Genomic DNA, 2,373 nt, shown 5'->3' with positions numbered 1-2,373 from the left:
GCCACTCCCCCAGCGGCGGGCGCCCCGCCGGGGCGCCCGCCGCTGGGGGAGTGGCTGCGCACCCCGCGCGCCGCCGCGGAACCGGGACTGTGGCGGTACGGGCACCGGCCGCGCCCCGCCGAGGCCGTCCACCGCGTACCGGACCGGGCGCTGCTCGGCGGCGCGGTGATCGCGCTGCTCGCGGCCGTCCTGGCCTGGTCGCTGTGGCGCAACGGATACGTGCCGCACCGCAGGGTGCCGCTGGAGCTGTTCACCCCGTCCGACTGGTGGGCCCCCTTCCACTCCAGGCCCCCGGCCGCGCTCACCGCGCTCGCCGCCTACAACAGCCTGGTCGCGGTCGCGCTCATCTACGTCTTCGGACACTTCGGCAACTGGCGCGAGGTCTTCCGGCGGTACGCCGCGGACCACCCGCAGCCCACGCGCGCGGTGCGCACCGCGCTCGTCGCCGTCGCCCTGGCCTGGTTCGTGATCTGGGCCGACGACTGGCTCCCCTTCTACTCCCTCGCCTTCGGCGTCGTGCCGCACTCGTGGATCTTCAGCGACGACCCGGTGGCCACCAAGGACGCCACCGACACGGTGACCACCGTCTACCACCTGCTGGTGGTCGCGCTCGCCCTCTTCGTGTGCGGCCGGGCCGGCGACTGGGCCGGGCTCCTGCGCGAGCGCACCGGCCGCGCCCCGAGCGCGCCGCCGGCCACGACGCCCGCCGGCCCCGGCCCCGCCGACTGGCCCCAGCTGCGCGAGGCAGGCCAGCACGCCGCCGCCGATCGGCTGGCCGCCGACGCCGGGAGCGGCCGGATGAACGACGTGGACTGCGCCCGTATCCGCCGCGCCTGGACCTCGGTCGTCGCCGACCCGGCCCGGCTGACGGCGTTCACCGACGCGGTGCTGCGCGACGGCGCGCGCGCCTGTCTGCACCCCTCCGGCGATCGCGACCTGCCCGCCCGCGCCGCCACCCACGACCTGCTCACCTCGCAGGTGCGCATCGGCCGGTACGCGGACCTGGAGCACAACCCGCCCGCCCGCCGGGGCGCCGGCGCGGCCGTCGACCCGGCGGCGCTCGGCACCTCGCTGCTCGCCGTCGGCCCCTCCGGCGCGGGCAAGACCCGCCATCTGGTGCGGCCCGTGGTGGAGTCGCTGGCGCTGCAGGCCCTGGCCGGACAGGCGGCCGTCGTCGCCGTCGGCGCCGCGGGCACCCCGCTCGGCGCGGACGAGGCGTACGACGTGATCGTCCGGCCCGGCGACCCCGCCTCCGAGTACGACCTCGACCTGTACGGCGGCACCCTCGACCCCGACGAGGCCGCCGCCCTGCTCGCCGAGGCCTGCGCCGGGGACCTGCCCGACGCGGACGTCCGGCGCGCCGCGACCGCGCTCGCCCAGCTCCTCGGCCCCTACCGGGCGGCGTACGGCCGCTTCCCCTCGGTGCCCCGGCTGCGCGAGCTTCTGGACGGCTCGGGCGACGCGCTCGACGAGCTCCGCGCCGGCCTCGACCGCGAGGCGCACCCGGCGCTCCACCGCGAACTGGACGCGCGCGCCCGGCAGGCCGGTGTCCCCGGCGACCCGGGCCCGGTCCTCGCCGACCGGCTCGCCCCGCTGGACCGGCCCGCGTTCGCCGCGTTCTTCGACACCACCGGCCACAGCCGCCCGTTCTCGCTGCGCGCCCTGGAGCACCCCGTACGGGTCCGGGTCGATCTGCCCGAGCGGGCGCACCCGGAGGCGGCGCGGCTGCTGAACCGGCTGCTGCTCGTCCAGTTCACCACCAACGCCATGGCCCGCCAGGACCGCTCGCTCTTCGCCTGCCTGGTCCTGGACGATGCCACGCACGCCGTCACCGCCGGGTCCGTACGGGCCCTCCAGCGGCTGCGGCAGGCCAATGCCGGAGTGGTGCTCACCCTGCGCGCCCTCGCCGACGTACCCGAACGGCTGCACACCTCGCTGCTCGCCTCGGTCGGCTGCCACATGGCGTTCCGGGGCGTCACCACCTGGGACGGGCAGCTCCTGTCGCAGTTGTGGGGCACCGAGTGGGTCGAGACGACGGAGGTCGCCAAGCACGCCGTCTTCGCCGACCAGCCGCTCACCCGGGCGCTGCACTCGCTGCGCAAACTGGCCACCGGAAAGCCGGTGACCCGGGACGCGGTCACCGTACGCAAGGTCGAGCGGGAGCGCTGGTCGGCCTCCCAGCTCGCGCACCAGGTGCCCGCCGGGCACGCGGTGCTCTCGCTCACCGACGTCACGGGCGAGCACGCGCCGCCGCTCCTGGTGGACCTGCGCGGCTGAGGGGACGCCGGGACCCCGCCGTCCTGGCAGAATCGGGGTGCGCCCTTCATACGGGACGGCGCATTCCCCCGGTCCCTCCCCGAAGGTCGTCGAAGC

Annotated in this window: 1 protein-coding gene; it reads left to right on the top strand. The window is 76.9% G+C overall.

What is annotated here, in order from left to right; translation table 11 throughout:
* A partial coding sequence (locus tag ACJA3G_RS35255) for an ATP/GTP-binding protein (protein ID WP_406557104.1) occupies positions 1 to 2,277 on the top strand: 2,277 nt, incomplete at its 5' end.
* Positions 2,278 to 2,373: the final 96 nt, after the last annotated feature.

It is taken from the genome of Streptomyces sp. YS-3, assembly GCF_045257485.1.
In the GTDB taxonomy this organism is placed as follows: Bacteria; Actinomycetota; Actinomycetes; order Streptomycetales; family Streptomycetaceae; genus Streptomyces.
The sequence above is the reverse complement of the archived record's forward strand: the minus strand, read 5'-3'. Positions and strand labels throughout refer to the sequence as shown.